The organism is Psychrobacter sp. 1Y4, from assembly GCF_051847555.1.
Map to the genome: position 1 here is coordinate 1 of NZ_JBPYDE010000868.1, position 586 is coordinate 586.

The 586-nt window shown below is 43.0% G+C and carries 1 protein-coding gene; it reads left to right on the top strand.

Annotated features, from left to right (window positions below; genetic code table 11):
- The coding region (locus ACS8FC_RS19315) for a response regulator (RefSeq protein WP_439297979.1) at positions 1-565 on the top strand (565 nt) is incomplete at its 5' end.
- Between the last annotated feature and the right edge of the window lie 21 nt (positions 566-586).

Genomic DNA, 586 nt, shown 5'->3' on the forward strand with positions numbered 1-586 from the left:
CCCCGATATCGAAGTAGTGGGCGAAGCAGATAGCGGTGATATGGCAATCAAGCAGGCCAAGCAGTTACGTCCTGATGTGGTATTGCTAGATGTCAATATGCCTAATATTGGTGGTCTTGAAGCGACCAAACGCTTGATTCAGCTCGATATGGGTATCAAGATTTTAGCTGTTAGTAGTATGTCTGCACAGCCCTACCCCTCAATGCTCATCAAAGCTGGTGTCAATGGTTATATCACAAAAGGTACACCACTTGATGAGATGATACGCGCGGTCAAAAAAATCTATCAAGGTGGTCGTTATTTTAGCCAAGACGTTGCTGAACAGTTGGCGGACGTCTTATTGTCTGACAATGCCAACTCGCCTTTTGATTTGTTAAGTGATAGAGAAAAGCAAGTGGCTATGATGGTGGTCAATTGCCAAAGCCCTCAGCAGATTGCTGACCAATTATTTGTCAGCGTCAAAACCATCAATACCTATCGCTACCGTATTTACGAAAAAGTTGGCGTTGATAGTGATGTAAAATTAACGCATTTGGCCATTCGCCATGGTTTGATTCAACCATAAGTTGCTTAGTATCTCATTTGT